At 71.2% G+C, this 23,173-nt stretch carries 20 protein-coding genes; 12 read left to right on the top strand and 8 right to left on the bottom strand.

Annotation, left to right across the window (positions count from 1 at the left end; genetic code table 11):
* Positions 1-1,017: an aldo/keto reductase gene (locus DEJ47_RS11630; RefSeq protein ID WP_150167522.1), complete on the bottom strand. Its 1,017-nt coding sequence runs from the start codon at positions 1,015-1,017 to the stop codon at positions 1-3.
* A gap of 138 nt (positions 1,018-1,155) precedes the next feature.
* Complete coding sequence (locus tag DEJ47_RS11625; protein ID WP_150167520.1) at positions 1,156-2,574, bottom strand: MFS transporter; 1,419 nt, start codon at positions 2,572-2,574, stop codon at positions 1,156-1,158.
* A gap of 108 nt (positions 2,575-2,682) precedes the next feature.
* Between DEJ47_RS11625 and DEJ47_RS11620 the strand changes: the two genes are divergently transcribed.
* Positions 2,683-3,594, top strand: a complete 912-nt coding sequence (locus tag DEJ47_RS11620) for a helix-turn-helix transcriptional regulator (RefSeq protein ID WP_398334546.1) — start codon at positions 2,683-2,685, stop codon at positions 3,592-3,594.
* An 83-nt stretch (positions 3,595-3,677) separates the two neighbouring features.
* Positions 3,678-4,817 carry a tRNA dihydrouridine synthase DusB gene (gene dusB / locus DEJ47_RS11615; RefSeq protein WP_150167516.1) on the top strand — a complete coding sequence of 380 codons (1,140 nt, stop codon included), beginning with the start codon at positions 3,678-3,680 and terminating at the stop codon, positions 4,815-4,817.
* A gap of 20 nt (positions 4,818-4,837) precedes the next feature.
* Here the strand turns inward: dusB and DEJ47_RS11610 are convergent, their stop codons facing one another.
* Both DEJ47_RS11610 and DEJ47_RS11605 read right to left on the bottom strand, forming a co-directional pair.
* A complete protein-coding gene (locus DEJ47_RS11610) occupies positions 4,838-6,106 on the bottom strand; it encodes a cytochrome P450 (RefSeq protein WP_150167514.1) in 1,269 nt (422 codons plus the stop codon).
* An 80-nt stretch (positions 6,107-6,186) separates the two neighbouring features.
* Positions 6,187-7,578 carry a glutamine synthetase family protein gene (locus DEJ47_RS11605; RefSeq protein WP_223828314.1) on the bottom strand — a complete coding sequence of 464 codons (1,392 nt, stop codon included), beginning with the start codon at positions 7,576-7,578 and terminating at the stop codon, positions 6,187-6,189.
* Between the two features lie 317 nt (positions 7,579-7,895).
* Here DEJ47_RS11605 and DEJ47_RS11600 point away from each other — a divergent pair, with 317 nt between their 5' ends.
* Complete coding sequence (locus tag DEJ47_RS11600; protein ID WP_150167512.1) at positions 7,896-8,687, top strand: acetoacetate decarboxylase family protein; 792 nt, start codon at positions 7,896-7,898, stop codon at positions 8,685-8,687.
* A gap of 139 nt (positions 8,688-8,826) precedes the next feature.
* Complete coding sequence (locus DEJ47_RS11595) at positions 8,827-9,405, top strand: MarR family winged helix-turn-helix transcriptional regulator (protein ID WP_398334017.1); 579 nt, start codon at positions 8,827-8,829, stop codon at positions 9,403-9,405.
* A gap of 357 nt (positions 9,406-9,762) precedes the next feature.
* On the opposite strand, the gene DEJ47_RS11590 is transcribed toward DEJ47_RS11595, so the two are convergent.
* The gene (locus tag DEJ47_RS11590; protein WP_398334014.1) at positions 9,763-10,545 is read right to left on the bottom strand and encodes a gamma-glutamyl-gamma-aminobutyrate hydrolase family protein; all 783 of its coding nucleotides are present in this window, start codon (positions 10,543-10,545) and stop codon (positions 9,763-9,765) included.
* Positions 10,546-10,686: 141 nt separating this feature from the next.
* Between DEJ47_RS11590 and DEJ47_RS11585 the strand changes: the two genes are divergently transcribed.
* The 6 genes from DEJ47_RS11585 to DEJ47_RS11560 all read left to right on the top strand — a co-directional run bounded on the left by DEJ47_RS11585 (position 10,687) and on the right by DEJ47_RS11560 (position 16,201).
* Complete coding sequence (locus tag DEJ47_RS11585; RefSeq protein WP_150167509.1) at positions 10,687-12,249, top strand: aldehyde dehydrogenase family protein; 1,563 nt, start codon at positions 10,687-10,689, stop codon at positions 12,247-12,249.
* On the top strand, positions 12,242-13,156 hold the full coding sequence (locus DEJ47_RS11580; RefSeq protein WP_150167507.1) for a catechol 1,2-dioxygenase: 915 nt from the start codon (positions 12,242-12,244) through the stop codon (positions 13,154-13,156). The genes DEJ47_RS11585 and DEJ47_RS11580 overlap by 8 nt, the downstream gene beginning before the upstream one ends.
* Complete coding sequence (locus DEJ47_RS11575) at positions 13,153-14,010, top strand: fumarylacetoacetate hydrolase family protein (protein WP_150167505.1); 858 nt, start codon at positions 13,153-13,155, stop codon at positions 14,008-14,010. The genes DEJ47_RS11580 and DEJ47_RS11575 overlap by 4 nt, the downstream gene beginning before the upstream one ends.
* A 65-nt stretch (positions 14,011-14,075) precedes the next feature.
* Positions 14,076-14,264 (top strand): ferredoxin, encoded by a 189-nt coding sequence (locus DEJ47_RS11570; RefSeq protein WP_150167503.1) that lies wholly within the window; start codon positions 14,076-14,078, stop codon positions 14,262-14,264.
* 3 nt (positions 14,265-14,267) lie between these two features.
* On the top strand, positions 14,268-15,485 hold the full coding sequence (locus tag DEJ47_RS11565) for an NAD(P)/FAD-dependent oxidoreductase (protein ID WP_223828313.1): 1,218 nt from the start codon (positions 14,268-14,270) through the stop codon (positions 15,483-15,485).
* Between the two features lie 131 nt (positions 15,486-15,616).
* Positions 15,617-16,201, top strand: coding sequence for a DinB family protein (locus DEJ47_RS11560; RefSeq protein ID WP_150175564.1), 585 nt, complete (start codon positions 15,617-15,619; stop codon positions 16,199-16,201).
* A 95-nt stretch (positions 16,202-16,296) separates the two neighbouring features.
* On the opposite strand, the gene DEJ47_RS11555 is transcribed toward DEJ47_RS11560, so the two are convergent.
* Positions 16,297-17,532 (bottom strand): PucR family transcriptional regulator, encoded by a 1,236-nt coding sequence (locus tag DEJ47_RS11555; protein ID WP_150167502.1) that lies wholly within the window; start codon positions 17,530-17,532, stop codon positions 16,297-16,299.
* Between the two features lie 366 nt (positions 17,533-17,898).
* Between DEJ47_RS11555 and DEJ47_RS11550 the strand changes: the two genes are divergently transcribed.
* Positions 17,899-18,744 carry a DUF4394 domain-containing protein gene (locus DEJ47_RS11550; RefSeq protein WP_223828312.1) on the top strand — a complete coding sequence of 282 codons (846 nt, stop codon included), beginning with the start codon at positions 17,899-17,901 and terminating at the stop codon, positions 18,742-18,744.
* A gap of 91 nt (positions 18,745-18,835) precedes the next feature.
* On the top strand, positions 18,836-19,054 hold the full coding sequence (locus tag DEJ47_RS11545; RefSeq protein WP_190415367.1) for a hypothetical protein: 219 nt from the start codon (positions 18,836-18,838) through the stop codon (positions 19,052-19,054).
* Positions 19,055-19,176: 122 nt separating this feature from the next.
* On the opposite strand, the gene ppdK is transcribed toward DEJ47_RS11545, so the two are convergent.
* The gene (ppdK, locus tag DEJ47_RS11540; RefSeq protein WP_150167499.1) at positions 19,177-21,912 is read right to left on the bottom strand and encodes a pyruvate, phosphate dikinase; all 2,736 of its coding nucleotides are present in this window, start codon (positions 21,910-21,912) and stop codon (positions 19,177-19,179) included.
* A gap of 387 nt (positions 21,913-22,299) precedes the next feature.
* Positions 22,300-23,169, bottom strand: a complete 870-nt coding sequence (locus DEJ47_RS11535; RefSeq protein WP_150167497.1) for a carbohydrate ABC transporter permease — start codon at positions 23,167-23,169, stop codon at positions 22,300-22,302.
* Positions 23,170-23,173 lie beyond the last annotated feature (4 nt).

Below are 23,173 nucleotides of genomic sequence, written 5' to 3'. Positions count from 1 at the left end.
TCAGTGCTCGCTGTCGAGGTGTGCCATCTGGGAGTCCGGGTAGCGGGACCCGGCCGCCGCGCCCGCGGGGACCGCTTCCTCGATCGCGGCCAGGTCCGCGGCGTCGAGCGTCACGTCGAGCGCGCCGAGCGCCTCGTCCAGGCGGGCGCGCGTCCGTGCGCCCACCAGCGGCACGATCGACGCGCCGTGCCGCGGGCCCTGCGCCAGGACCCAGGCGATCGCGGTCTGCGCCACGCTCACGCCCTTCTGGTCGGCGATCTTCCGCAGCGCCTCGACCAGGTCGAGGTTGCGGTCGAGGTTCTCGCCCTGGAAGCGGGGGCTCATGGCGCGGAAGTCGTTCGCCGCCAGCTTGCGGTCGCGGGTGAAGTGGCCGGAGATCAGGCCGCGGGACAGCACCCCGTACGCCGTCACGCCGATGCCCAGCTCCGCGACCGTCGGCAGGATCTCCGCCTCGATGCCGCGTGAGATGAGCGAGTACTCGATCTGGAGGTCGGAGATCGGCGCTGTGGCCGCCGCCCGGCGAATCGTGCCCGCGCCGACCTCGGAGAGGCCGATGTGCCGCACGTACCCCTTCTCGACCAGCTCCGCGATGGCGCCCACCGTCTCCTCGACCGGCACGTCCGGGTCGATGCGGGCGATGCGGTAGACGTCGATGTGGTCGACGCCGAGGCGCTGGAGGGAGTACGCGGCGAAGTTCTTGACCGCCGCCGGGCGGCCGTCGTAACCCGACCAGCCGCCGTCCGGGTCGCGGAGGGCGCCGAACTTCACGCTGGTCAGCGCCTGTTCGCGGCGGGCCGCCGGGGCGGAGCGCAGGGCTTCGCCGATCAGCATTTCGTTGTGTCCCATGGCGTAGAAGTCGCCGGTGTCGAGGAGCGTGACGCCCGCCTCCAGGGCGGCGTGGATCGTCGCGATGGACTCCGTGCGGTCCGCCTCTCCGTAGAGCGCGGACATGCCCATGCAGCCGAGGCCGAGGGCGGAGGTCCGAGGGCCGGTGTTTCCGAGAGTGAGAGTGCGCATGCCTCCACCATGGCATGACGGATGACAGATTTCAATATCTGTCATTTGATACCTGTCATTCGACGCCTGGTGTCTGGCGCCCTCGTCTGGTGCCCGTCGTCTGGTGCCTGTCGGCTGGCCTTCGTGCCTGCCGCCTGCTCACCGCACCCCCCGCGGCAGCCGCAGACTCAGCCCCGCCAGGCCCACCAACCCCGCCACCTGCACCCCCAGCGCGCACACGAACGCCTCCCGCGCGCCCATCTCCGGCACCAGTGCCAGGAAGAGCGAGCCGACCGTCGCCACGCCCAGGGCCAGGCACGCCTGCTGCACGGTCGCGGTGAGCCCGCTGCCCGCGCCCGCCCGTGCGGCGGGCACGGCCGAGAGCGCGATGCGGTAGTACAGCGCCAGCTCCACTCCCTGGCCGAGACCGCACAGGAGCAGCCCGGGGGCGAAGGGGAGCGGGCCGGAAGCGGACCGCAGCACCGTCAGTGCCAGCACCACCAGCCCCGCCACGTGGACCAGCGCCGCGCCCGTCATCGCACGCGTCCCCCATCGCCGCACGAGCCGCGGCACCAGCATCGACGCCACGGCCTGTGTCAGGCCCATCGGGATCACGGTCAGGCCCGCCTCCAACGCCCCGTGGCCCAGGGCCTGTTGGAGGGTGATCGCGAAGCAGAACATGAAGCCGCTGAAACCGACGAAGACCGGCAGGCCCAGGACCAGACTCCTGCGCACGGCAGGGTCGCGCAGCAGCGACGGGGGCAGCAACGGGCTGCCGCCGGCACGTTCGGCGCGCCCCTCCACCGCCCCGAACGCCCGGCCGAGCAGCGGCGCCGCGATCAGCAGGAGCACGGACCACAGCGGCCACCCCGCCGTACGGCCCTCCGTCAGCGGCAGCAGGAGCGCGGTCAGCGCGGCGGCGAACAGGACCGTGCCCAGGGCATCGCTGCGGGCGGGCCGCTCGGCGCGGCTGTCGGGCACCGCGCGCACCCCGGCGAGCAGGGCCGCGCCCGCGACCGGCACGTTGACGAGGAACGCCGCCCGCCAGCCGGTGCCGCCCAGGTCGGCGGCGACGAGCGCGCCGCCGAGGACCTGGCCGACCAGGCCTGCGATGCCGCTCACCGCGCCGTACAGGGCGACGGCCCGCGCCCGGCGCTCGCCCCGCGTCGTCGCGTGCAGCGTGCCGAGGACCTGCGGCAGCATCAGCGCGGACGCGGCGCCCTGCGCCACCCGGCCTCCGACCAGCCACCACGCGCCGGGCGCGAGCCCGCAGGCCAGCGAGGTCACGCCGAAGGCGGCCACGCCCCACAGGAAGAGCTTCCTGCGTCCGTATGTGTCGCCGAGCCGGCCGCCGAGCACGAGCAGCACGGCGTACGCCACCGCGTACCCGGCCACGACCATCTCCAGCGTGGCGGGCGAGGCGTGCAGGTCGCGCTCGATGCCGGGCAGGGCGACGTTGACGATGAAGAAGTCGATGCTGGAGAGGGAGGCGCCGAGCAGGAGGGTGAGCAGGCCGAGGGCGGTGAGGGGGGAGGGGGAGCGGGTGGGGGCGGCGAGGGAGGAGGGCGTGAGAGTCACGGAGACGAGGGTCGTCCGCGCCCGCAGGGGGGTACCAGAGTCTCTTCATCCTGGTAGCAGGCGCACCTGGAAACAGGCTGCGGTATGGGTCACGCTGAGAGGGTGACTATTACATCGGGGACTACGGGGACTACGGGGACCAGGGCGGCCGGACCGGCGGAGCCCGCCGCAGCCATCCGCCGCCAAGAGCTCGCCGCCTTCCTCCGCAGCCGCCGCGAACGCGTCACCCCGGAGCAGGTGGGGCTGGTGCGCGGCACCCGGCGCCGTACGCCGGGCCTGCGGCGCGAGGAGGTCGCCCAGCTCTCGAATGTCGGCGTCACCTGGTACACGTGGCTGGAGCAGGCCCGCCCCATCAGGGTGTCCGCGCAGGTCATCGACGCGATCGCGCGGGCGCTGCTCATGGATCCCAGCGAGCGCGCGCACCTCTTCGCGCTCGCCGGCGCCGTCGACACGCGCCCCGAGGCGGAGTGCGACTCCCTCTCCGCGGAGGTACGACGACTCCTGCGCCGCCTCAGCCCCTACCCGGCCACCGTGCAGAACGGCCGCTACGACGTCCTCGCGTACAACCGCTCCTGGACCCACGTCTTCGGTGACTTCGACGCGATGGACCCCCGCGACCGCAACTGCCTGTGGCTCCTCGCCACCGGCGAGAGCTGGCGGGAGACCTTCCTCGACCGGGACGAGATGCTGCGCGACCTCGTCGCGAAATTCCGGGGCTCCATGGCCGAGCACGGCGCCGAGCCCGCGTGGAAGGAGCTGCGCGACCGGCTCGTCGGGGAGTCCGCGGAGTTCCGCGCGCTGTGGGAGCGGCACGAGGTGGCGACGATGTCGCCGCACGTCAAGCGCTACCAGCACCCGAAGGTCGGCCTGCTCCGCCTGGAGCACCGGATGCTGTGGATGGCCCCGCTGGCGCAGGCCCACCGCCTCATCGCGTACGTCCCCGCGGACGACGCGACGGAGGAGCGGCTGGAACGCCTTGCGGAGCTGTCGGAGCTGTCGGAGCCGTCGGAGCCGTCGTAGTCGTGGTGTTCCGGGCGTGTGGGACGGACGGTCCGCGCGTGAGGGACAATGGAGGGTCCCGTCGTCCGTCCCGGAGATCATCGATGCCGTCCCTGCCGCAGCCCCTGTCGATCGGCCCGCACACCGTGCAGCCGCCCGTCGTGCTCGCCCCCATGGCGGGCATCACGAACGCGCCCTTCCGGACGCTGTGCCGTGAGTTCAGCGGGGGCAAGGGGCTCTTCGTCAGCGAGATGATCACCACGCGCGCCCTGGTCGAGCGCAACGAGAAGACCATGCAGCTGATCCACTTCGACGCGACGGAGAAGCCCCGCTCGATCCAGCTGTACGGCGTCGACCCGGCGACCGTCGGCAAGGCCGTCCGCATGATCGCGGAGGAGGACCTCGCCGACCACATCGACCTGAACTTCGGCTGCCCCGTCCCCAAGGTCACCCGCAAGGGCGGCGGCTCCGCGCTCCCGTACAAGCGCCCGCTGCTCCGCGCGATCCTCCGCGAGGCCGTCAGCGGCGCCGGGGACCTGCCCGTCACGATGAAGATGCGCAAGGGCATCAACGACGAGCACATCACCTTCCTCGACGCGGGCCGCATCGCGGTCGAGGAGGGTGTCACGGCGATCGCCCTGCACGGCCGCACGGCCGCCCAGCACTACGGCGGCACCGCCGACTGGGACGCCATCGCCCGCCTCAAGGAGCACGTCCCCGAGATCCCCGTGCTCGGCAACGGCGACATCTGGTCCGCGGCGGACGCGGTCCGCATGATGAACGAGACCGGCTGCGACGGCGTCGTCGTGGGCCGCGGCTGCCTCGGCCGCCCCTGGCTCTTCGGCGACCTGGTCGCCGCCTTCGAGGGCACGGGCGCACCCAAGGCGCCGACCCTGCGCGAGGTCTCGACCGTGATGCTGCGCCATGCGACGCTGCTCGGCGAGTGGATCGGCGACGAGGCGCGAGGGGTCATCGACTTCCGCAAGCACGTGGCCTGGTATCTGAAGGGCTTCGCCGTGGGCTCGGAGATGCGCAAGCGTCTCGCGATCACCTCCTCGCTCGCCGAGCTGGAGGACGGTCTGGGCGAGCTGGATCTGGACCAGCCCTGGCCCGCCGGTGCCGACGGACCCCGTGGACGCACCTCGGGAAACAACCGCGTGGTGCTGCCCGACGGCTGGCTGAAGGACCCGTACGACTGCGCGGGCATCAGCGAGGACGCGGAGCTGGACACGTCGGGCGGCTGAGGTCCGCGGTCCGGCCTCGTTCAGGTGAGCGTCACCGTCACGGGAAGCTCCTTGATCCCGTTGACGAAGTTGGACCGCACGCGCCGCACCTCGCCCGCGACGCGGATGTCCGCGAGCCGCGGCAGCAGCTCCTCGAACATGATCCGCATCTCCAGGCGGGCCAGGGAGTTGCCGAGGCAGAAGTGCGGGCTGCCCTTGCCGAAGGTGACGTGGTCGTTGTTCTCGCGGGTGACGTCGAAGCGGTACGGGTCGGGGAAGACGTCCTCGTCGCGGTTGCCGGAGGCGAACCACATGACGACCTTGTCGCCCGCCCTGATCGGCTTCCCGCCGAGCTCGACGTCGCACGTCGCCGTCCGCCGGAAGTGGTAGACGGGCGAGGCCCATCGCAGGCACTCCTCGACGGCGTTCGGTATGAGCGAGGGGTCGCGGACGAGCCGCTCCCGCTCCTCCGGGTGCTCGATGAGCGCCAGCATGGAGTGCGAAATGGCGTGCCGGGTGGTCTCGTTGCCGGCGACGACGAGCAACAGGAAGTAGTTGTCGAAGTCGGTGGCGGAGAGCGGCACGCCGTCCTTGGGCGAGCTGTTGACGAGCGCCGTCACGAGATCGTCCCCGCTCCCGCCCCGCCGCCGGGCCGCCAACTCCCGCCCGTACGCGAAGACTTCAAGAGACGCGGGCGACCTGAAGGGCAGATTGCGGTACCGTCCGCTCTCCTCGCTCTCCAGGAGTACGTCGGCGTAGTCGGGGTCGGTGTTCCCGATGATGCGGTTGCCCCAGTCGATGAGCTGCCGCGTGTCGCCTTCCGGGACGTCGAGCATGCGGGCGAGCACGTTGATGGGGAAGTCGGCGGATACTTCCCGTACGAAGTCGAACGTGCCCTTGGGGAGGGCGGCGTCGAGCGTACGGGCGGTCAGGCCCCGCAGGAACGTCTCGTACGCCGCGACGGCGCGCGGCGTGAACCGCTTCTGCAGGATGAGCCGCATCGCCCGGTGCCGCAGCCCGTCGGTCTCGAGAAGCGACCGGCGCAACGCGATGTAGTCGTCGTCCACCTCTTCCAGGTTGGTGAACATCTCGGAGGTGAAGGTCTCGGGGTCGCGGTCGACGCGCACGATGTCGGCATGCCGGGTGACCGCCCAGAAACCGGAGTTGGGCGGGGGTTCGGGCTGCCAGTGGACGGGGTCCTCGCGGCGCAGCACGTCGAACATCCGCCAGGGCAGGTCGCGGTCGGTGAACCGGTCGTTGTCGGCGAGGTCGACGTCGGCGAGAGGGAGGGGCGGGGTGTCCGTGCGCATGGGGGTGCTCCCTTACGTGCTCGGCCTTTCGGAGGCTGTCCGGTCCGGGCCGGACCGGGTGCGGTCCGGTTCGGCGGCGGTCAGATCAGGAACGCGTACTCCCCGAACTCCCAGTCGGTGACGCTCTGTTGATACCGCTCCACTTCGTTGCGCTTGTACGTCAGGAACGCGCCGGTGAAGTCCTCGCCGAGGAGACAGGTCAGCGCCCCGTCGGCCTCCAGCGCGTCGAGGGCCTCGGGGAGCGTGGCGGGGAGGCGGGGTGCGGAGGACTCGTCGTATCCGTACCCCTCCAGCGGGGCCGGCGGGTCGGGCCGGTCGCGGAGACCGAGCAGAACGGCGGCGACGGTGCCCGCGACGAGCAGGTAGGGGTTGGCGGAAGCGTCGCCCAGGCGCAGCTCCAGGCGGGTTCCGGCGCCGCGCTCGGGCGGGACGCGGACCATGGCGCTGCGGTTGTCGAGCCCCCAGTCGATCAGCCAGGGGGCGAGGGTGTCGGGTCCGAAGCGTTTGTAGGAGTTGACGGTGGGGTTGAGGAGGGCGGCGAGCGCGGGGGCGTGCCGCAGGACGCCGCCGATCGCGTGCCGGGCGGCGGCGGAGAGCCCGTTCTCGGCCTCCGGGTCGTCGAAGATGTTCCGGCCCTCGCCGTCGACGAGCGACAGGTGCACGTGGAACCCGGAGCCGCCGAGCCCGTTGAACGGCTTGGCCATGAAGGTCGCGAGGCGCCCCTCGTGGCGGGCGGTCTCCTTGACGGCGGCCTTGAAGAAGAAGGCGCGGTCGGCGGCGTCCAGGGCGCCGGAGTGATCGAGGTTGATCTCGAACTGCCCGCCGTCGAACTCGTGGTTCCCGGCGATGACGCCGATGCCGAGTGCCTCCAACTGGCGGAGTGTACGCAGGAGATGGCCGTCCGGGTCGCCTCGGCGGCCCGCGCTGTAGACGTTGCCGGTGGCGGCGCCGTAGGGGGTCCAGCCGGAGGGGGTGGTGGGGGAGGAGTCGCAGAGGAAGTACTCCAGTTCGGGGCCGACCACGGCGGCGAGGGGGCCGCGCCCCGCGGCGCCGTGGTGGTGGGCGGCGTAATCGTCCGCGTGCGCGAGTACGCGCTTCAGGAGTGCGCGCGGGGACTCCGGTACGGGGCCCTCGGTGAGCGGGTCCACGCTGTCGCCCAGGCACCAGGCGACGCCCGGCTCCCACGGCAGGGGCTTCACGGTGGCCAGGTCCGGCTGTACGCAGATGTCGGGGAGTCCCGCGTCGAGTCCGCCCGCGACGGGGACGACGTCGCCGCGGGGGGTGGTGTGGTAGACGGCCCTGCAGAAGGTGAGGCCGTGCGTGCAGGCGCTGGGCAGCTGGGTCAGGAGGACGTCTCTGCCTCGGTCGGCGCCGAGGAGGTCGGGGTAGACGACGCGGACGACGTCGGTGCCGGCGGCCCGGAGGTTCTCCACGGTCGCGGTCGCGGTGGCCGTGGCCTGACGGGTTGTCACCCTGCCCTGTGGTGGTGCGCTCGCTTCACTCACCCGTGGCCCAGCCTTTCTGGGGGCGCGACGCGCGATTTGTTTGACCTCAAACGGTAGGGAGGGCGGGGTGGGGTCCGCAAGAGGTCGGGCGGAGGTGTTCTCCGCGGGGCGCGGCTGCTTCGGCCCCGTCGCTTCGCGGCGGATCTTCCCCACTCGCCCGCCCGTTTGCCCCGCGACGTCCTGCGGGAGCAGGGGCCCGCCCCTGCCGGAGCCCGTGACAGGATCACGCTCCCGGCGTATCGTACGGGCTCAAACGAATGCGCCCGGGAGGGAGCGTGCCGATCATGATCGGAGCCCGCGGGTTCTACCCGCCCAAGAGTGCCACCGGCCGCTCCTCCCTCATCCCCGCACCCCCCTGGCACTACTCCGGCGACCTCCTCACCGTCGAGTACCGCACCGACCCCGCACGCGTCCGCGAACTCCTCCCCGAACCACTGGAGATGGCCCCCGAGGACCCCGGTGCCGTCGCCCTCATCTGGGCCGACTGGCAGTCGTGCGGTGCCGACAGGGCCGAGCTGCTCGACCCCGTCCGCGCCCAGTACAAGGAGTGCTTCGCGGTGGTCCGCTGCGCCTACCGCGCCCGCACCTACTCCCGCTGCGTCTACATCTGGGTCGACAAGGACTTCGCCGTCGCCCGCGGCAACCACCAGGGCTATCCGAAAAAGCTCGGCTCCATCCACCTCACCCGCCCCCACCCCTACGGTCCCGCCCCCCGCATCGAGTCCGGTGCCGTCTTCGGCGCGACGCTCGCCGCAGCCGACCGCCGCCTCGCCGAGGCGGTGGTGACCCTGCGCGAACCCTCCGAGACCGACGGGTTCGTCAACGCGCACCCCATGGCCCATCACCGTCAGCTGCCCGCGATCGACGGCAAGGGTCTCGCCCTCGACGAGCTGATCGCTTCGGGCGCCGCCGCGTTCGAGGGCGGCCGGGCGTGGTCGGGCGACGCGGACCTGGCTCTCTTCGACGCGCCCACGGAGGAGCTGGCCGAGCTCACGGTCGACGAGCCCATCGCCGCGTACTACCGCCAGGTCGGCGTCACCTGGAACGGCGGCACACTGCTGGAACGAGGCCTTTGAGGACCGGCGTTGCTCCGCCCCTGTTCCGTCTGTTCCGTCGCTCGCCCCCGCTCCGAGCATCAATGCACGCGGGACGCGTTATCGTTCGACCCCGTACGAGATGTATGCACCGCGGCGGCGGCAGGAGGAGGGCGAGGACGTGACAGGCGATCGCACCATCCACGAGACCGAGAAGGCGGTCAGGGTCAAGCTCGGCGGCACACCCGTCGCGTACGAGCAGATGGCCGCGGTGTCGAACATCTACCGGGCGGCCGCGGCGGTCCGGCAGCACTTCGAGAACTCCGTGCTGCGCGGGGCCGAACTGACGTGGACGTCGTTCGTCGTGCTCTATGTGGTCTGGATCTGGGGCGAGATGGAGACGCGGTACGTCGCCGAGGAGGCCGGCATCTCCAAGGGCACGTTGACGGGCGTCGCCCGCACGCTGATGGGCCGGGGCCTGCTCGAACGCCGGGGCCACCCGGACGACGGCAGGCTCGTCCTGCTCCGGCTCACGGAGGAGGGGGAGCGGACGATGAACGAGGTCTTCCCCGCCTTCAACGCGGAAGAGGCCTTCGTCACGGAGGGGTTGACGGACGCGGAGTGCGAGACGCTGGCGGACCTGCTCCGCAAGATCGTCGTTCGGACGGAGGAGAAGGGCGACGACCGCCGCCAGGACCTCCTGAACGGCGCACCCCCGGCCCCCCGCCGAAGCGGCCGCAAACCCAGACCAGCCGCCTGACCCCCGCGCGAGAGACTCCCGTCACCCGCCACCCCGCCGGGGCCACTGCCCCTGTCGGTTTACGCGCGGTCCGGCACCCGTGAGTGCAGCCGCCCGGCCCCCCGACAGCGGCCAACTGCCCCGCACGTTCCGCGCCGCCTCCAGGCGAAGACCGCCCAGCCCCCCCGGTCACCCGTCACCCGCCGTACCCGTCTCGGCTCTCCCGTGCGGCGTCCGCCCCCCGCCACCCTTCAACTGCCGCACTCCCACGCCGCCCCCAGGCCAAGCGGCCGGGTCGCCGCCCCCCTCACCGACGCACCCCTCCCGCCCTCCGCCGTACCGCGAGACCGTCTGCCCTCCCCAGGACCCCCACCCCCCTCAACTCACCCACGCGTCCCGCTCCGTCCAAGCCCCCGCCGCCCGGACCAGCCCTCCGAACAGGCCCTGCTGTCCCGCGTCCGCCGTCGCCGTGTCCTCCGGGTGCCACTGGACCGCGGCGAACCAGCCTCTGCCGTCCGGCAGTTCGAGGGCCTCGATCGTTCCGTCGGCCGCCCACGCCGAGGGGGCGAGGCCCCGGCCCGGGAGTTCCACGCACTGGTGGTGGTAGCAGGACACGTCCGCCCGCGTGGCGCCGAGCGTCCGCCCCACCACCGACCCCGCCGCAACCCGCACCGCATGCACCTTGTGCCGGTGTTCCGCCGCCGGGCCTCCCATGTCCTGCCGCAGCGTCCCGCCGAGTGCGACGTTGACCACCTGCATGCCCCGGCAGACCGCCAGGGTCGGGAGTCCCCGGGACAGCGCGCACCGGGCGAGCGCCAGGTCGAAGTCGTCCTGCGCGTCGTCGACGTCGTACACGGCGCCGTGCACCTCGACCTCGGTCCCCGCACCGGCGGCCCCGGCCCCTGCCCCCGTCGCGTATCGCCAAGGCGCGACGTCCCCGCCGCCGGGGAGCAGCAGCCCGGCGCAGCGCGCGAGGCGTTCGGCCGCCTCGTCCGGCGGGCCCGGATGCATCATGAACGGCTCGCCGCCCGCGCGGTACACCGCGTCGGCGAGGGCGCGTGCCGTGACGACGGCGGCGTAGCGCAGGGCGGAGGTCGTCGCGGCGTACCGCTGGGGGAGAGCGATGAGCGGGCGGGCGCGCGCGGGCCGGGGCATCGGCATGGCTGGCTTCCGAAGGCGTGCGGTCGTTCGTTTGGGTTCAAACGGTAACTCAACGCCCGCGTGCCCACTAGGGGTTGACCCCACCCCGACCCCTCCCTAACGTTGTTTGGGTTCAAACGAACTGGAGGATCGGAGGCAGAGATGGCTCCTCCCGCCGCCAAGCCCCCGGGGAACCCACCGCCCGCAGGGAACCCCACGGCGACCCCCCACACGGCGACCGTCGCCAATGTCCCCGTCGACACCCGCCACTGGATCGCCGGCGCCCGCGTCACCTCCGCCACCCACGCACCCACTGCCACCTTTACCGACCACTCGCCCATCGACGGCGCCCCACTCGCCGAGATCGCCCGCGGCACCGCCGCCGAGGCCCGCGCGGCGGTGGCCGCCGCGGACGCCGCGTTCCCCGGCTGGGCCGCCACACCCCCGGCGGAGCGCGCCGCGCTGCTGCACGCCGTCGCCGACGGCGTCGACGCCCGCGCCGAAGAGCTCGCCGCCGTAGAGACCGCCGACAACGGCGCCCTCCTCCGCTCGCACCGCCACGGCGTCCTGCCCCGCGTCGCCCACAACTTCCGCTACTTCGCCGACCGCCTCCTCGCCCTCTCCCGCCCCGACTTCGAGACCCGCGGCCACACCAACCACGTCACCTGGGACCCCGCGGGCCCCGCCGTCCTCATCACGCCGTGGAACGCCCCGCTGATGCTGGCCAGCTGGAAGATCGCCCCGGCGCTCGCGTCGGGCTCGACCGTCGTGCTCAAGCCCGCCGAGTGGACGCCGCTCACCGCCTCCCTCCTCGCGGACATCACGCACGAGGCGGGGCTGCCGCCCGGGGTCTTCAACGTCGTGCAGGGGTACGGGGACGAGGTCGGCGCACCCCTCACCGCCCACCCCGCCGTGCGCCGCATCAGCTTCACCGGCTCCGTGCCCACCGCCCACCGCATCGCCACCGCCGCCGCCGCGCACCTCACCCCGTGCAGCTTCGAGCTCGGCGGCAAGTCGCCGCTGCTCGTCCTCGCCGACGCCGACCTGGACCTGGCCGCCGACCTCGCCGTGGAGCAGTACGACAACGCGGGCCAGGTCTGCCTCGCCGCCACCCGCATCCTCGTGGAGGAGTCCGTGCGCGACGCCTTCCTCGGCCGCTTCCTCGACCGCGTCGCCAAGCTGACCCGGGGCGACCCGCGCGACGAGGCCACGGACATCGGGCCCAGCATCCACCCCCGGCACGTGGAGCGCGTGGACGGATTCGTACGCCGAGCGCTCGCGGCGGGAGCCGAAGCCCTCGTGGGCGGCGCCCCCGACACCCGGCTGTCCGACGCATCGGGCGGAAACTACTACTTCCCCACCCTCCTCACCGACGTCGACCAGGACTCCGAGATCGTCCAGGAAGAGGTCTTCGGCCCCGTCCTCACCCTCCAGACCTTCCCCGACGGCGACGAGGACGAGGCGGTGCGCCTCGCCAACGGCACCCGTTTCGGGCTCGCCGCCACCCTCGCCGCCGGGGACCGCGAGCGCGCGGCGCGGATCGCCGCACGGCTCGTCGCGGGCACGGTCTGGGTCAACTGCTTCTACGTACGCGACCTCTCCGCACCCTTCGGCGGCTCGCGCCGCTCCGGCATCGGGCGCGAGGGCGGCGACTGGTCCTTCGACTTCTACTGCGACCTGAAGAACACGGTGACGGCGCCGAAGGGGTGGTCCGACCATGGGTGAGATCGTCGGCGCGGGCCTCCTCGCCCACGTCCCCACCATCGTGCTGCCCGAACCCACCCGCAGAGAGCTCAACGACGGCCGGGAGATCAGCCTCGTCCCCGGCCTGCGCAGGCTGCGCGCCGACGTCTTCGAGACGCTCGACTACGACACCGTCGTCGTCCTCGACTCGCACTGGGCGACCACCGTCGAGTTCGTGGTCTCCGCACAGGCCCGCCGCGCCGGCCTGTTCACCTCCGAAGAGCTGCCGCGCGGCATGTGCCGCATGCCGTACGACTACCCCGGCGATCCCGAACTCGCCCACTCCGTGGCCCGGTTCGCCGAGAAGCACGACACCTGGATCACCCCGATCGACGACCCCTTCCTGCCCGTGTACTACGCCACCATCAACCTGTGGACGTACCTGGGCCACGGCCTCCCCGCAAAGAAGTGGGTCTCGATCGGGGTCTGCCAGACCGGTGACGCCGAGGACCACCTGCGGCTCGGCCGGGCGCTCGCCGACGGCATCGGCGCGCTCCCCGGACGCAGGGTCCTGCTCATCGCGTCCGGCGCCCTCTCGCACACGTTCTGGCCGCTGCGCGAACTCCGCGCCCACGAGTCCAGCGACCCCGCCCACATCCGTACACCCGAGGCGCGCGCCGCCGACCGCGCGCGGATCGCATGGCTCGAACGCGGCGACCACGCCCAAGTCCTGCGCACCATGCCGGAGTTCCTGACGTACAAGCCGGAGGCACGGTTCGGGCACTACCTCATGATGATCGGCGCGCTGGGCGAAGAGCGCTGCACCGCTCCCGGCCGCGCCTACAGCGCGTACGAGAACTCCATCGGCACGGGCCAGATGCACCTGTGGTTCGACCGCCCGGCCACGGGCTGGACGGGTTCGTACACGGCGGCGGAGGCGACGACATGAGGGCGACCACGACCGAGTACCGCCGCATCCTGCTCGACGGCTCCGCCGTCCAGGTCGTGCGCGAGGGCGACGAACTGATCGCCCCCGACGGCCGCCGCGTCAAGACGTCCGAGGCCCACCACCTCCCACCCGTACACCCGTCCAAGGTGATCGCCGTCCACCTCAACCACCGCAGCAGGGTCGAAGAGTTCGGCGCCGCCCTGCCACCCGCCCCCACCTACTTCCACAAGCCGGTCTCGGCCCTCAACAGCCACGGCGGCGCCGTCGTACGCCCCGAAGGGTGCAAGTACCTCAACTACGAGGGGGAGATCGGCATCGTCATCGGCCGCACCTGCCGCAACGTGGCACCGGACGAGGCGGGTGCGTACATCGCGGGCTACACCGTCGCGAACGACTACGGCCTGCACGACTTCCGGGACACCGACGCCGGTTCGATGCTCCGCGTCAAGGGCTCCGACACGCTCTGCCCGCTCGGACCGGGCCTGGTCACAGGCTGGGACTTCCGCGGCAAACACCTCCGCACGTACGTCAACGGCGAACTCGCGCAGGACGGCTCGACCGACGAGATGCAGTGGGACATGCACTACCTCGTCGCCGACATCGCCCGCACGATCACTCTCGAACCCGGGGACGTCCTGCTCTCCGGCACGCCCGCGGGCTCCCGCCCGGTCCGCCCCGGCGACGTCGTCGAGGTCGAGGCGGAGGGCCTGGGACGCCTCACCAACCACGTCGTCACCGGCCCGACAGCCATCCGCCGAGACGTCGGCGCCCAGCCCACGGAGTCGGAGGAGGTCCTCTCCACGGCGCTGGGCGGCGACTGGGAGTACCGGGGCATCAGACCACCACGCCGCTGAACGGAATCCGCACAAGGAACCAGCGAGTCAAAGCAACCTGCGAGCCGAGGGAGTTGACCGGCCAGATGAGGGTGACAGTCGACCTGGACGTCTGCCAGGACCACGGGCAGTGCGTCTTCGCCGCACCGGACATCTTCCGGCTCGACGACGAGGGCCGCCTCGCGTACGTGGACTCGCCCGACGCGGCGCTGCGCGCCGACGCCGAGGACGCGGCCGACGTATGCCCGCTGCAGGCCATCCGGGTCGAGGGCTGAGACGTGGCGGGGGCGAGCAGGGGGGAGAGCCGCGGCATCGCGGTCGTGGGAGCGTCGCTCGGCGGTCTGCGCGCGGCCGAACAGCTCCGCGCGGCGGGCTGGCACGGTGCGATCACCGTCTTCGGCGACGAGCCCCACCTCCCGTACAACCGCCCGCCGCTGTCCAAGGCGGTACTCGCGGGACACGCGCTCGCGGCCGGCACGGAACTGCGCAGGCGCCCCAGCGTCGAGGACGTCGAGTGGCGACTCGGCTCCGCCGTGACGGCCGCGGACCTCACGGCGCGCACGCTCACACTGACCGACGGATCGGTCCACATGTACGAGGGTCTGGTGGCCGCGACGGGGGTGCGGCCACGCAGGCTCCCGATGCCCGGGGGCCCGCCCCGGCACGTCGTCCGCACGCTGGAGGACTCGACGGCCCTGGCCGCCGGGCTGGCGGCGGGCGCCCGGGTATCAGTGATCGGGTCGGGTTTCATCGGCTGCGAGGTGGCGGCCACCGCGCGCACGGCGGGGTGCGCGGTGACCGTCGTGGCGCCGGAGACGGAACCGATGGCGTCGGCGCTCGGCCCGCACCTGGCGCGGGCGCTCCGCCTCCGCCACGAGGCGCGGGGAGTACGTTTCCACATGGGCCGCCTGGCCACGGAACTCACCCCGGAGGGCTGCGTCCTGGACGACGGCACGGAACTACGGGCGGACCTGATCGTCGAAGCGATCGGCTCGCTCCCCAACACGGAATGGCTGGCGGCGACGCCGGGGCTGGACCTGACCGACGGCATCCTCTGCGACGCCCACCTGCGCATAGGCGGCCTCCCGCACGCGGTGGCCGTCGGCGACGTGGCCCGCTTCCCGAATCCGCGCTACGGCCCCGTACCGCGCCGCGTCGAACACTGGTCGGTCCCCGGCGACACGGCACGCCACGCGGCCCGCACGCTGGTGGCGGCCCTGACCGGCACGCCCCGCGACCCGGCCCCCTGCGCCCCGCTCCCCTCCTTCTGGAGCGACCAGTACACCCTGCGCCTCCAGTCGTTCGGCCGGCCCTCCCTGGCCGACCGCTGCGAACTCCTGGAAGGCGACCCGACCACTCCGGAGGGCGACCTCCTCTACGCCTACTACCAGGGCCCCCGCCTCATCGGCGTGGCCGCGCTGGGCGGCCCGACGGCGACCGCCGCGGCAGCCCGCCACCGCGCCCACCTCATGACGCTGCCGGAGCCGGTGGCCTGACCCGGCACCGGTATGCGGCGGGGGCGGCATCCCCGCACGCGGGCGCCGCCCCTTCAAGGTCACCCCGCCGGCCGGGCCATGTCTCCACAGGACCTTGAGGCCAAGACCGGCCCATGGCAGGCTCCTGCCGCGTGATCGACGAATTCGCGAAGAACAACCTGCACGGGCGACTGCGGCGGGACCGCGAGGCGCTGCTCTGGAAACTCGACGGCCTGTCCGAGTACGACGCCCGCCGGCCTTTGACAGCGACCGGGACCAACCTCCTCGGCCTGGTCAAGCACGTGGCATTTGTCGAGGCCAGGTACTTCGGCGAGGTCTTCGGCCGCCCGTCACCGGAAGCGCTGTGCCGATGGCAGGACTCCGACGGCAGCGATCTGTGGGCGGCGGAGGACGAGACCCGCGACCAGATCATCGCCCTCTACCGCCGTACGTGGGAACACTCGGACGCGACGATCAACGAGCTCCCCCTCGACGCCCCCGGCCACGTGCCGTGGTGGCCGGAGATCTGCCCCAACACGAACCTGTTCGCCGCCATGACCCATGTCCTCGGCGAGACCACCCGGCATACCGGACACGCCGACATCCTGCGCGAGAGCCTCGACGGCCGGACCGGGGTACGCCCCGAACACGAGACACAGATCGACGAGAAGGCCCGCGCGGCCCACCACGCCGAACTCGAAAGGACCGCCAAATCGGCCGCGCCCGTCGCGGCTTAGGGTCGCTTCGTGGTGGTGAGACTGATGACCGGTCGCTCCTGGACGTTCGCCCCGCCCTTGAGGCGTGAACTCATGCGATGGAGGCAGAACAGGGTTCAGTGCCACGTTCCCGACAGGTAGCGCGTGACGACCGAGCTGAAGATGCGTACGCCGCGCGTCGAGCCGGGGTCGATGCCGGTGAGCTCCCGTACCCGGCGGAGGCGGTAGTCCAGGGTACGGGGGTGGACGACGAGGGCTGCCGCCGTGGCGCCGCGGTGCATGTCGTGGCGGTAGTACGCGTCCAGCGTGACAAGGAGGTCCGGGCCGGACTGCAGGCTCCGGCCCACGGCTTGCAGCCATGCGTCGACGAACGGCGCGTCGGCGACGGCGAGTTCCACGAACAGGTCCGACATGGTGTACGGCCGCAGCCGAGAAGACGCCCGCCGCAGCGGCGCCGCCCTGCTGACCCGCCGGGCCAGGTCGAGGGCGTCGGCGACCTCGGACAGCGAGGAGGTGGCGGCGCCGACGGCGCAGGGGCGACCCAGGGCCTGGGCGAAGTCCCGTACGAGATCGGATACCCGGTCGGGCAGGGGGTCGTCGGCCGTGCGCGAGCCCGGGGAGTCCGGGGGTGTCGCGGAAATCAGGGGAATCAAGGCGATCAGCTCACCGCCCCCACGTCCCTCGCCCGGCCCCCACGTGATCGGCGCGTGGTGGGTTTTCACCAGTGCCTCGATCTCGCTTTCCAGGTCGCGATCGTCGGCGGGACGGTCCGGCACCCGGATCACCACCACCGCACAGCGCTCGGGCAGTTCCATGCCCAGAGCCGAGGCGAGTCCCGTCGATATGGGGTCTCCTTTCAGCAACGACCTGGCCAGCAGGGCAGCCTGCTCGACGTACGGCAGACGGTGTCGCAGCGCCGTCACGAATCCCTGACTGTAGGCACGGATACCGCGTTCTCCCTGCGGGGCGAACCAGTGCATCATTCGCATGAGTTCGCCGACTCCGCCTCCGACTCCACGCTGCGCTTCGGTCGCTTCGTTGATCTCGCGCAGCATGAGCGAGGTGTGCAGTCGCAGGACCCGCTGTCGTGCGTCCAGCGTCATCCCCGCTTCGGCCCGGGACTCGCCGATCGCCGCGATGTATCCGAGATCGTCGTCGCTCAGTTCGCTGTTGTCCGGGGAGAGTGCGACCGTACGGCGGCGCAACCACAACGCGTACTCCAGTGTCTCGGCCCGTGCCCGGGAGTTCGTGTCCAGGAATCCGAACTCCGCGATCTCGCGCGCGTACGTCTCGACCTCCCGGCGCGCGTTGACCGACGCCTGCCGGGCCAACTCGGCGAAAAGGCTCCCCATGGGCGCGAGCATGCCATTCCGATCTTGGAAACACACAGGGGAAAACCAGACGGCATATATCACTCTGCGCACATCGGGGACGAGCACGTCCGAAGCGCTTTGTCACAGTGCGCAAAATTCCTTGATCGGGGGATTCGCGTCGCTCGTTCTCCTTGTGAGGGCATTGCGGACCGGCCTTAATTGGAACCGCGTACAGCCCGCCCGGCCGGCAGTACATCGTTCATTCCGGCCACTGCTCCGGATCAGCGCGGGAATCGGTACGGACATCTCTCATCCGCGCGCCAATTCAGGGGTGCCGGATCAATCGGGAGGGAAACACTGATGAAAGCGGGAACGAGAAAGAGAATCGCGGCGGCGGTAGCGGTCATGACCACGTCGACAGCGCTCATGCTGAGTGCGCCGGGCAGTGGCTCGGCCGCTCCCGCCGCCGCTCCCAGCCTCCGCGCGTTCGGGATCACAGGTGACGGCACCCAGATGGCCACGTTCACCACCGACCGGCCGAACGTGCTCGACTGGGTCAGGGACATCGTCGGCCTCAGCGGCGACACGGCCCTCATCGGCATCGACTTCCGGGTGCAGAACGGCCTGATGTACGGCGTCGGCGACAAGGGCGGCATCTACACCGTCAAGACCCCGCCGGCCGTCCCGGACGTCGTGATCACCAAGGTGTCCCAGCTCCAGTACTCGCTGCACGGCACCAACTTCGGCGTCGACTTCAACCCGGCCGCCGACCGGCTGCGCGTGGTCAGCGACAACGGCCAGAACCTGCGGCACAACCTCAACGACCACACGACCGTCCAGGACCTGAACCTCACCACCCCGCCGACCGAGGGCACGACCAAGGGCGTCTCCGCCGCCGCCTACACGAACAACGACCTCAACGGGGCCACCGGGACCACGCTCTTCGACGTCAACACGGCGAGCGACCAGATCGTCATCCAGTCGCCGGCCAACAACGGCACGCTGGCACCGACCGGCAGCCTCGGCGTCGACGCGCAGAGCAACGCGGGCCTGGACATCTTCAGCAGCCCCTCGGGCGGCAAGACGGTCAGCAACGCCGCCTACGCCACGCTCACCGCCTCCGGCGCCGCCAGACCCTCCCTCTACAGCGTCAACCTCTTCACCGGCGAGGCCACGCTGGTGTCCGACACCCTCGGATCCAGGTTCCCCCTAAACATCACGGACCTGGCCATCTCCCTCACCGGCAACTGAGCCCTCGCACAGGCCACTTGCCCGCGACCAATGATCACTGCCGTGGTGCCTGAATCACCGCTCCGCCGCATGTCTGGGCTCGGGTCGGGCCATGAACGACGACGCGCGACGCCTGACGCAGGAGGAGGCCGGCCTCATGAGGGAGCTCGGCACAGCGCTCAACGCGGCCGCGGGCCAGGCGCCCCTCGACACCGATGCCGAGCACCTCGCGGCAGCGTCCTGGCCCGACGTCGTGGCCGTCGCCGGACGGCTCGCTCATGTCATGGTGGGCAACGACCTGGCCGAACTCGTCGCGCTGCACGAGGCCTGACCCGAGAGCGACAGAGGAAGAGGCGGCACCCCCGCACAGGGTGCCGCCTCCTCATCGTGAACCGGAACCGCCGCCGCATCGGTACTGAGGGTCGGGGACGCGGCAGCGGTCCCGGAGTGTGGTCACCGGTGGTCGCTGCCCGTGGAGTGGGACGCGGCGCGGCCGGCCTCCAGGCGGGCCACCGGGATGCGGAACGGGGAGCAGGAGACGTAGTCCAGGCCCACCTCGTGGAAGAAGTGGACGGACTCCGGGTCGCCGCCGTGCTCGCCGCAGACGCCGAGCTTGAGGTCGGGGCGGGTGGCACGGCCCGCCGCCACCGCGTCGCGGACCAGCTTGCCGACGCCGTCCTTGTCGATCGTCTCGAAGGGGGAGACCCCGAAGATGCCCTTCTCCAGGTACGCCGTGAAGAACGAGGCCTCCACGTCGTCGCGGGAGAAGCCCCAGACCGTCTGCGTGAGGTCGTTCGTGCCGAAGGAGAAGAATTCAGCCGCCTCCGCGATCTGGTCCGCGGTGAGCGCGGCGCGCGGCAGCTCGATCATCGTGCCGAGCGCCAGCTTCAGGTCGACGCCGGTCGTCTCCACGACCTCCGCGATGACCTGCTCGGCCTCCTCGCGGACGATCTCCAGCTCCTGGACCGTGCCGACGAGCGGAATCATGATCTCCGCACGCGGGTCGCCCTTGGCGGTCTTGCGCTCGGCCGCGGCCTCGGCGATCGCACGGACCTGCATGGTGAACAGGCCGGGGATGACCAGGCCGAGGCGTACGCCGCGCAGACCCAGCATCGGGTTCTGCTCGTGCAGGCGGTGGACGGCCTGGAGCAGGCGCAGGTCGTTCTCGTTGGCGTCCTTGCGGGACTCGGCGAGCGCGACACGGACCGAGAGCTCCGTGATGTCGGGGAGGAACTCGTGCAGCGGCGGGTCGAGGAGGCGGACCGTGACCGGGAGGCCGTCCATCGCCTCGAAGAGCTCCACGAAGTCCTGCTTCTGCAGGGGGAGGAGTTCCTTCAGGGCGTCCTCGCGCTCGCCGTCCGCGTCCGCGAGGATCAGCCGCTCCACCATCTCGCGGCGCTCACCGAGGAACATGTGCTCGGTGCGGCACAGGCCGATGCCCTGGGCGCCGAAGCGACGGGCGCGGAGCGCGTCCTCGGCGTTGTCCGCGTTGGCGCGGACCCGCAGGCGACGTACCCGGTCCGCGTACGCCATGATCCGGTGCACCGCGGCGACCAGCTCGTCCGCGTCGTCGGCTCCCGCGTGCATGCGGCCCTCGAAGTACTCCACCACCGGCGAGGGGACCACGGGCACCTCGCCCAGGTAGACCTTGCCCGTCGAGCCGTCGATGGAGACGACGTCGCCCTCCTCGACGACGGTGTCGCCCACCGTCATCCGGCGGCGCTTCGTGTCGACCTCCAGGTCCTCGGCGCCGCACACACAGGTCTTGCCCATGCCGCGCGCCACGACGGCGGCGTGGGAGGTCTTGCCGCCGCGCGAGGTCAGGATGCCCTCGGCCGCGATCATGCCGTCGAGGTCGTCGGGGTTGGTCTCGCGGCGGATCAGGATGACCTTCTCGCCCGAACGCGACCACTTGATCGCGGTGTACGAGTCGAAGACCGCCTTGCCGACCGCGGCACCGGGTGACGCGGCGATGCCGCGGCCCAGCTGCTCGACCGACGCGCCCTCGTCGAAGCGGGGGAACATGAGCTGCGCGAGCTGGGCGCCGTTGACGCGCTGCAGCGCCTCGGCCTCGTCGATCAGGCCTTGGTCCACGAGCTGCGTGGCGATGCGGAAGGCGGCGCCGGCGGTGCGCTTGCCGACGCGGGTCTGCAGCATCCACAGCTGGCCGCGCTCAATGGTGAACTCGATGTCGCACAGGTCCTTGTAGTGCGTCTCGAGGGTCTCCATGATCTGCATGAGCTGGTCGTACGACTTCTTGTCGATCTGCTCCAGATCGGCGAGCGGGACCGTGTTGCGGATGCCCGCGACGACGTCCTCGCCCTGCGCGTTCTGCAGGTAGTCGCCGTACACGCCCTGGTGGCCGCTGGCCGGGTCGCGGGTGAACGCGACGCCCGTGCCGGAGTCGGGGCCGAGGTTGCCGAAGACCATCGAGCAGATGTTGACGGCCGTGCCGAGGTCGCCGGGGATGCGCTCCTGGCGGCGGTAGAGCTTGGCGCGGTCGGTGTTCCACGACTCGAAGACCGAACGGATCGCGAGGTCCATCTGCTCGCGCGGGTCCTGCGGGAAGTCCCGCCCGGCCTCCGTCTTGACGATCTTCTTGAACTTCGTGACCAGCTTCTTCAGGTCGGCGGCCTCGAGGTCGGTGTCGACCGCGACCTTCTTGGTCTCCTTGGTCTTCTCCAGGGCGTCCTCGAAGAGGTCCCCGTCGACGCCGAGGACGGTCTTGCCGAACATCTGGATGAGGCGGCGGTAGGAGTCCCACGCGAAGCGGTCGTCGCCGGACTGCTTGGCGAGGCCCGTCACCGACTTGTCGGAGAGGCCGATGTTCAGGACCGTGTCCATCATCCCGGGCATCGAGAACTTGGCGCCGGAGCGGACCGAGACGAGCAGCGGGTCGTCGGCCTGGCCGAGCTTCTTGCCCATCTTCTTCTCGAGGGCGTCGAGGTGCGCACTCACCTCGTCCCGCAGCTCGACGGGCTCCTCGCCGCTGTCGAGGTACGTCTTGCAGGCCTCGGTGGTGATCGTGAAGCCCGGAGGGACGGGCAGCCCGAGGTTGGTCATCTCGGCGAGGTTCGCGCCCTTCCCGCCGAGAAGGTCCTTGAGGTCCTTGTTGCCCTCGGTGAAGTCGTAGACGAACTTCACGCTCTCGCTCGTGTGAGCTACGTGGGGATCTTTGTTTTCCGACACGGGTCTCGACTCCTCGAGAGCTCGGTGGCTGCCCTGACGGCGAGGAACATACCCAGATCGAAGGCACCTGGGTACGTCCACTTGTGCGTCATGCGGCCGTAACCACCCGTCCGCCGCTAGATCGAAAGTGACTGAGCGGTAGCCGAGACCTCGCGAGTTCGTTCAAGTCTTGAACGAGCACCCCCCTCTGTGTCCACTAAACGCTCAGATGAGCGGCACGAACTCAGATGTGAGTTCACCTCATGAATGATCGAGCGGTGGCACTGAGTGCCACCCCTTGGAGAAGTGCAGCCGCCGGAGAGCCGCTCATCTGAGCGCAAGCCCTATCAGGGGTGGCGAGAATCACGCCTTTCGCAGACGCCGGATGTCAGCATCCGGACCCCGGTCTCAGTCGTCGATCCCCGACCTCTCCACCCCCGCCACGATCCACCGCTGGAAGAACAGGAAGACCACCAGCAGCGGCACGATCGACACCGCCGCCGCCACGAACAGCACGTGGAGGCGGATGACCTGGGACGTCGTGAACGTGGCCAGGGCGACCTGGACCGTCCACGCGTCGCGGTCCTGGCCGATGACCAGGGGCCACAGGAAGGAGTTCCACGCGCCGATGAACACGATCGTGCCGACCGCGGCGAAGACGGGGCGTGAGTTCGGGACGACGACGCGCCAGTACGTACGCCAGTAGCCCAGGCCGTCCACCCGCGCCGCGTCCTCCAGCTCCCGCGGGAAGCCCAGGAAGTACTGGCGGAAGACGAAGCACGCGAAGGCCGAGAAGAGCGTGGGGACGATCAGGCCGCGCAGGGTCGAGACCCAGCCGAGGGACGAGACCAGGACGAAGCTCGGGACGAAGGTGACGGCCGCCGGGACCATCATCGTGCCGAGGATGGCATAGAAGACGTGGTCGGCGTAGCGGTAGGGGATGCGGGCCAGGCCGTAGCCCGCGAGCGAGGCGAGGAGCAACGTGCCGATCGTTGTCGCCACCGCGATCAGGGACGAGTTGAGCAGGGCCCTGGCCATCGGGACCGTCGGGTCGTCGAAGAGCTCCGAGATGTTCGACCAGTGCAGCGTGGAGGGGAAGAACGTCCAGTCGGGGGACGTGATGTCGTCCTCGGACGCCAGGCCGTTGCGTACGAGCAGGTAGAAGGGGATCAGGAAGAGGAGCGCCAGGGCGACGAGGAGGACGACGCGCAGGGCGCGGCCCGCTCTGACCAGGGCGTCGTCCGTAGACCTGTGGGACTGCCTGAGGGGTGCGGTCATGGGA

The organism is Streptomyces venezuelae, from assembly GCF_008642355.1.
Lineage (GTDB): Bacteria > Actinomycetota > Actinomycetes > Streptomycetales > Streptomycetaceae > Streptomyces > Streptomyces venezuelae_B.
This window is presented reverse-complemented; position numbering and strand designations above follow the sequence as displayed.

Bases quoted from the DNA above. Each gene is read 5' to 3' on its own strand.
- DEJ47_RS11630 (WP_150167522.1), bottom strand. From the start codon at position 1,017: ATGCGCACTCTCACTCTCGGAAACACCGGCCCTCGGACCTCCGCCCTC.
- dusB (WP_150167516.1), top strand. From the start codon at position 3,678: ATGCCGTCCCTGCCGCAGCCCCTGTCGATCGGCCCGCACACCGTGCAG.
- DEJ47_RS11585 (WP_150167509.1), top strand. From the start codon at position 10,687: ATGGCTCCTCCCGCCGCCAAGCCCCCGGGGAACCCACCGCCCGCAGGG.
- DEJ47_RS11570 (WP_150167503.1), top strand. From the start codon at position 14,076: ATGAGGGTGACAGTCGACCTGGACGTCTGCCAGGACCACGGGCAGTGC.
- DEJ47_RS11545 (WP_190415367.1), top strand. From the start codon at position 18,836: ATGAACGACGACGCGCGACGCCTGACGCAGGAGGAGGCCGGCCTCATG.
- DEJ47_RS11555 (WP_150167502.1), bottom strand. From the start codon at position 17,532: ATGGGGAGCCTTTTCGCCGAGTTGGCCCGGCAGGCGTCGGTCAACGCG.
- DEJ47_RS11580 (WP_150167507.1), top strand. From the start codon at position 12,242: ATGGGTGAGATCGTCGGCGCGGGCCTCCTCGCCCACGTCCCCACCATC.
- DEJ47_RS11600 (WP_150167512.1), top strand. From the start codon at position 7,896: ATGATCGGAGCCCGCGGGTTCTACCCGCCCAAGAGTGCCACCGGCCGC.
- DEJ47_RS11535 (WP_150167497.1), bottom strand. From the start codon at position 23,169: ATGACCGCACCCCTCAGGCAGTCCCACAGGTCTACGGACGACGCCCTG.
- DEJ47_RS11575 (WP_150167505.1), top strand. From the start codon at position 13,153: ATGAGGGCGACCACGACCGAGTACCGCCGCATCCTGCTCGACGGCTCC.
- DEJ47_RS11610 (WP_150167514.1), bottom strand. From the start codon at position 6,106: ATGCGCACGGACACCCCGCCCCTCCCTCTCGCCGACGTCGACCTCGCC.
- DEJ47_RS11590 (WP_398334014.1), bottom strand. From the start codon at position 10,545: ATGCCGATGCCCCGGCCCGCGCGCGCCCGCCCGCTCATCGCTCTCCCC.
- DEJ47_RS11550 (WP_223828312.1), top strand. From the start codon at position 17,899: ATGACCACGTCGACAGCGCTCATGCTGAGTGCGCCGGGCAGTGGCTCG.